This window comes from Roseomonas sp. TAS13, from assembly GCF_001950415.1.
GTDB lineage: Bacteria > Pseudomonadota > Alphaproteobacteria > Acetobacterales > Acetobacteraceae > Roseomonas > Roseomonas mucosa.
This window is the reverse complement of the sequence record NZ_BDLP01000294.1, coordinates 1-5630: the sequence shown is the minus strand read 5'-3', so window position 1 is coordinate 5630 and position 5630 is coordinate 1. Positions and strand designations below refer to the sequence as shown.

Annotated in this window: 6 protein-coding genes; 5 read left to right on the top strand and 1 reads right to left on the bottom strand. The window is 71.5% G+C overall.

Annotated elements, in window-relative coordinates; genetic code table 11:
* From ROTAS13_RS18465 to ROTAS13_RS18455, 3 genes are all read left to right on the top strand, one after another.
* A partial coding sequence (locus ROTAS13_RS18465; protein WP_075823049.1) for a lytic transglycosylase domain-containing protein occupies positions 1-1262 on the top strand: 1262 nt, incomplete at its 5' end.
* Between the two features lie 445 nt (positions 1263-1707).
* Entirely contained in the window at positions 1708-2427 is a 720-nt protein-coding gene (locus ROTAS13_RS18460) for a class II aldolase/adducin family protein (protein ID WP_075823048.1), read from the top strand.
* 13 nt (positions 2428-2440) lie between these two features.
* Positions 2441-3403 carry a tripartite tricarboxylate transporter substrate binding protein gene (locus tag ROTAS13_RS18455; RefSeq protein ID WP_058389457.1) on the top strand — a complete coding sequence of 321 codons (963 nt, stop codon included), beginning with the start codon at positions 2441-2443 and terminating at the stop codon, positions 3401-3403.
* A 67-nt stretch (positions 3404-3470) separates the two neighbouring features.
* On the opposite strand, the gene ROTAS13_RS18450 is transcribed toward ROTAS13_RS18455, so the two are convergent.
* Positions 3471-4370, bottom strand: a complete 900-nt coding sequence (locus ROTAS13_RS18450) for a LysR family transcriptional regulator (RefSeq protein ID WP_075823047.1) — start codon at positions 4368-4370, stop codon at positions 3471-3473.
* Positions 4371-4468: 98 nt separating this feature from the next.
* On the opposite strand from ROTAS13_RS18450, the gene ROTAS13_RS18445 reads away from it, so the two are divergent.
* Complete coding sequence (locus tag ROTAS13_RS18445) at positions 4469-5020, top strand: GNAT family N-acetyltransferase (protein WP_027297129.1); 552 nt, start codon at positions 4469-4471, stop codon at positions 5018-5020.
* A partial coding sequence (locus ROTAS13_RS18440) for an MFS transporter (RefSeq protein WP_139323434.1) occupies positions 5017-5630 on the top strand: 614 nt, incomplete at its 3' end. The genes ROTAS13_RS18445 and ROTAS13_RS18440, both read left to right, overlap by 4 nt.

The window sequence follows — 5630 nt, the reverse complement described above, 5'->3', positions numbered from 1 at the left end:
GGGATGCCAGCGGGGCGCTGCGGCTGATCAACGGCACCCGCGGCATGACCCCGGCCTATGCCGCGCTGCTCCAGGCCGATGTGGCGCTGGCGCTGTTCCAGGCGGGGCAGGACGAGGAAGCCTTCCGCATCGCCGCCCAGGCGGTGCGCGGCAGCCCCAGCCATGCCCAGGCCGCCTTCGTGGCCGGGCTGGCCGCCTGGGGGCGCAATGTCTTCGACGTGGCGTTGCCCTATTTCGAGGCGGCGGCGCGGGCCGACGATGCGCCCGCCGTGCTGCGATCCGCCGCCGCCTTCTGGACGGCACGGGCTGCCGTGCGGGCGCGACAGCCGCAGCTCTATGTCTCCTGGATGCTGCAGGCGGCGCAGGAGCCCCGCACCTTCTACGGCCTCGTGGCCCGCCGCGCCCTGGGCCTGAAGACCGACTTCGCCTGGGAGAAGGACGTGAACGGCGAGGCCGAGTCCGCCGCCCTGGCCGAGACCGCCGGCGGCTGGCGCGCGCTGGCGCTGTTGCAGATCGGGCAGAAGGAGCGGGCGGAGCAGGAGCTGCGCCGCCTCTGGCCTGCGGTGCAGGGCAACCCGACCCTGGCGCGCGCCTCGCTCGCCGTGGCGACGCAGGCGGGGATGACGGAATTCGCCGCCCAGCTCGCCGGGCTGGCGCAGACGGCGGATGGCAGGCCGCGCGATCTCGCTCGCTTCCCGGTGCCGAACCTGAAGCCGCTCGGCGGCTTCCGGGTCGATCCGGCGCTGGTCTATGCCATGGCGCGGCAGGAATCGAACTTCGATGCCGGTGCCGTTTCGCCCGTGGGCGCGCGCGGGCTGATGCAGGTGATGCCGGCCACGGCCTCCTTCATCACCGGCGATTCCTCGCTCGGCACCGCCGCCGGGGCACAGCGGCTGCACGACCCGTCCTTCGGGCTGGAGCTCGGCCAGCGCTACCTGCTGCACCTGGCTTCGCACGAAGCGACGCAGGGCGGGCTGATCCGGGTGCTGGCGGCCTACAATGCCGGGCCGGGGCGCCTGCAGAGCTGGCAGCCCAACACCCAGTACCGGGACGATCCCTTCCTGTTCATCGAGGCCATCCCGATCCCCGAGACGCGGCTCTACGTGCAGCGTGTGCTGGCCTATTCCTGGATCTATGCCAGCCGCCTCGGCCTGCCGGCGGAAAGCCTGGAGGCGCTGGCCGCGGGCGCCTTCCCACGCTTTCCCGGCGCGGGCGCCGCGCCGGCCGGGGGTGCCGCCTTGCGGAAGGTCTCGGCGCGCTGAGGGCCATGGCACTATTCCTGCCCGCGGGGCTGCGCTGACGGACGCGGCGCATTCCCCAGTCCGTGAGTGCTGCCGGAGGTGGCGGTCGGGTCTTTTGCGGCACCTCATGGCGATGGTGATCCAGGCTGCCGGCCCGTAACGGCCCAGCGCCTCTGCGAGTGCCGTCAGGGGCCATCCCCGGTCCGGTGGCGGAGTTCGCCTGCACCTTTTGTGCTGCGACAAGGGCTTCGGCGATCGTGGTCCGCATCACCGGTGCCGGACATCCGCCTTCCCTGCGCCTGCACACCCTTGGCTGGCGGGCCGTTTGCCCGAGGGAAATACCGGAACGCCGACGGATTGACAGTGTACTTAATTTATGCATACGTTATTTCAAAGATCGGACAGGGTGACCGGAAGGATCGTCGGTCAGTCACTGGCCGACGGGAACAGGGAAGGGACGTCCGATATGGCGCAGGACCTACACGCTCTGCTGGGTGATCTGGTGATCGCCAACCGCATTCTCGCCCATGAGGGCGTGCTGGACGATTTCGGCCATGTCGCGGTCCGCCACCCCGATCGTCCCGACCGCTTCTTCCTTTCACGCTCGCGCTCGCCCGAAATCGTCACGCGCGACGATCTGCTGGAGTTCACGCTGGATGGCGTGCCGGTCGATCCCAGGGGCCTGCGGCCCTATCTGGAGAGCGTGCTGCACGCGCGCGTCCTCGCCGCGCGGCCGGATGTGCAGGCCACCGTCCATCACCACTGCCCGGCCGTGCTGCCCTATACGGTGACGGATGTCCCACTGCGGCCCGTCTTCCATATGGCCGCCGTTCTTGGCGGTCCCGTGCCGGTCTGGGACAGTCGTGACGAGTTCGGCGACACCAACATGTTGATCGACGATGTTCCGCGCGCCGACAGCCTCGCCAGGGCCCTGGGTGGCGGCACCTCGGTGCTGCTGCGGAACCACGGGGCGACCTGCGCCGCGCAGTCCCTGCCTGCCGTGGTCTTCGTCTGTGTCCGCATGAAGGACAATGCCGAGTTGCAGTCCCGCGCCATGGCCATGGGCACGCCGCGCTTCCTGACGGAAGGCGAGACGGAGATGACGGCCAGGATGCTGATGGGCGAGCGACCGCTGGAGCGTGCCTGGGCCTATTTCCGTGCCCGCGCCGGTTTCGGCGGCATCTGAGGGAGGACGCATCATGCGGATCGCACGCCGCCCTCTCGGGGCCATTGCCCTCCTGTCCCTTCTCCCCGGCACGGTGCGGGCCCAGCGCCGCACCGTGCGCCTCATTGTCCCGGCCGCGCCGGGCGGCGCCATCGACGTGATCGGGCGGATCTACGCGACCCGGCTGGCCGAGATGACGGATCAGACCTGGGTCGTGGAGAACCGCTCAGGTGCCAACAACACCCTCGGTGCCGCCGAGGTCGCGCGCGCGAGCCCGGACGGACAGACCTTCCTGGTCAACGCGGATATCCACCTCATGGCCCGCCGCGTGATGCGGTCGGTTCCCTACGATCCGGTGGCGGATTTCACGCCTGTCGCGCGGCTGGCCGTCGCGCCGATGGTGCTGGTCGGAAATCCCCGGATCACGCCGGAGGGTGGCGTCGCGGCCCTGGTGGCCGCCATGCGGAAGCAGCCGGATCGCTTCTCCTTCGCCAATTCCGCGCTGGGCTCCATGGGCCACCTCGCGACGGAGAGCTTCAAGCGAGAGGCCAAGGCCGATGCCCTGGTCGTATCCTATCGCGGGACCGCGCCCGCGCTGACGGATGTGCTGTCCGGCAACACGGCGTTGATGGTGGCGCCGCTCGGCTCCGCCTGGCCGCATGTGGAGGCCGGGCGCCTGCGCGCCTATGCGATCCTCGGCCCGAACCGGGTGGCGCGTGCTCCCGCCATCCCCACCATCGCGGAACAGGGCATGCCAGGGCTCGACTTCACACTCTGGTACGCGCTCTGGGCGCCGAAGGGATGGCCGGCCGCGGAAGCCGACCGGCTCAATGCCACGGTCCAGACCCTTTCCCGCGACCCGGATATCCGGGCACGCCTCGCCGAACAGGGGGCCGAGCCATTGGCGGAGGACCGCGCCGCCTTCGTCCGCTTCATCGGGGTGGAAGCCGAACGGAACGCGCGGATCGCACAGGAAGCGGGCATCGAGCCCGAATAGGCTGGCGCCGCTCCGCCTTTGACGCGGAATTGGCGAGCGGTGCAGGTGCGAGCCTGACCGGTTGCCGCTACCGGCCACCCCGGCTGGCGAAACACGCCTCCAGCGCCCGCAGCATCTCCCGCAGCCCCGGATGGCGCGGCTTGTCCCGGCGCAGCACCAGGGCGAGCTGGCGTTCCAGGCATGGCACCAGGGAGCGGGCCGAGAGGCGCGGAGCGTCGCTGTCCCGCCAGGCCATGCCGGGCAGGATGGCATGGCCCAGCCCGGCGCCGACCAGTTCCTTGATCGCCTCGACACTGCCCAGGGACATGCTGGGCACGGGGTGCAGCCCGGCGGCCGCGAACCATTCGTCCACCACCCGCCGCGTATGGCCGCCGGGTTCGTAGAGCACCAGCGGCAGGGCGGCGACGGCCTCCGGCGTCAGCGGGATGGCGGGTGGCTGTGAGGCAAGGGGCGAGAAGAGCAGGAACTCGTCCGCCAGGGCCGGGGTGACGGCGAAGGCGCGGCCAGGGGCGGGCAGGGTGACGAGGCCGAGATCCAGCGCGTTCTCCTCGATCGCCTTCAGCACCTCGGCCGTGTTGCCCGTGCGGACGGTGATCTCCAGCGCCGGAAGGCGCTGCCGCAGCCCGCGCAGCACATCCGGCAACAGGTAGATGCAGGCGGTGGCGCCGGTGCCGATGCGAACCCGCCCGGCGACGCCCGCCGCATGCGGCGCCAGTTCCTCCAGCGCCTCGCCCACCGCCCGCTCGATGCGCCGCGCATGGGCGAGCAGGGCCATTCCGGCCGCGGTCGGCCCGGCACGCCGGCCCACGCGCTCGATCAGCCGCACGCCGAGGCGGCGTTCGAGCTGGCGGAGCTGCAGGCTGATCGCCGGCTGGGTCAGGCCGCGCCGTTCCGCCGCGGCCGAGAAGCTGCCCAGTTCCACCACGTCGGTGAAGCTGCGGAGCTGGTCGAGGCTGAGATCGCGCATCCCAAAGTTTTCCTGATGCTCTGCATGAGGGGGCAAAGCTTCCCTCATGGTGCCGGGGGATGGAAGAGTCCGGCCATGTTCCTTCGGACCACCGCCGCATGACGCCCCTCCCTTTCCTCGTCCGCCCCGCCCATGACGGCGATCTCGCCGTGATCCAGGCGATCTACGCGCAACATGTGCTGCACGGCTGCGCTTCCTTCGAGGAAGCGCCGCCTGGGTTGGAGGAGATGGCGGCGCGGCGGCAGGGCGTGCTGGCGCTGGGCCTGCCCTATCTGGTGGCGGAGCGGGACGGGGAGGTGGCGGGCTATGCCTATGCCTCGCTCTACCGCGCCCGGCCCGCCTACCGGCATACGCTGGAGGATTCCATCTATGTCGCCCCTGGGCGCGAGGGGCAGGGGGCAGGCCGCGCGCTGCTGTCCCGGCTGATCGCCCTTTGCGAGGCGGGTCCCTGGCGCCAGATGGTCGCGGTGATCGGCGACAGCGGCAACCAGGCTTCCCGCACCCTGCACGAGCGGCTGGGCTTCCGCACCATCGGCATCCTGGCCGATGTCGGCTTCAAGCACGGGCGCTGGCTGGATTCCGTGCTGATGCAGCGCGCCCTGGGGCCGGGGGCCGTGCGCCTGCCCGATGCCCCGGCGCCGCGCCCGTGACCCTGACCGCCGTTTCCCCTGCCGTCCCCCGGCGCACCGTCTGGGCGCTCGGCCTGTCGCAGCTCATCGCCTGGGGTGTCAGCTACTACCTGATCGGCGTGCTGGGTGAGCGCATCGCCACCGATCTCGGCTGGGGCATGGCGAGGGTGCAGGGCGGCTTCGCCCTGTCCCTGCTGGTGATGGGGCTCGTCTCCCCCCTGGCCGGGCGGATGATGGACCGGCAGGGCGGGCGCCGGGTGATGGGCCTCGGCTCCGTCCTCCTGGCCCTGGGCTGCCTCGGCCTGGCCCTGGCGCGGGAGGTGGTGGGCTACTACGCGGCCTGGGCGGTGCTGGGGCTGGCCATGCGCCTGACCCTCTACGACGCCGCCTTCGCCGCCCTGGCGCGGATCGGCGGGACGGGCGCACGCCGGGCGATGTCGCAGATCACCCTGCTGGGCGGCCTGGCCTCCACGGTCTTCTGGCCGCTGGGCCACCTGCTGGCGGAGCATCTCGGCTGGCGCGGCGCGTGCCTCGCCTATGCCGGGGCGGCGCTGCTGACCCTGCCGCTGCACCTGCTGATTCCCAACGGCCGTGCCGGTCCCTTCCGGGCCGGGCCGGATGCCCCCGCCGC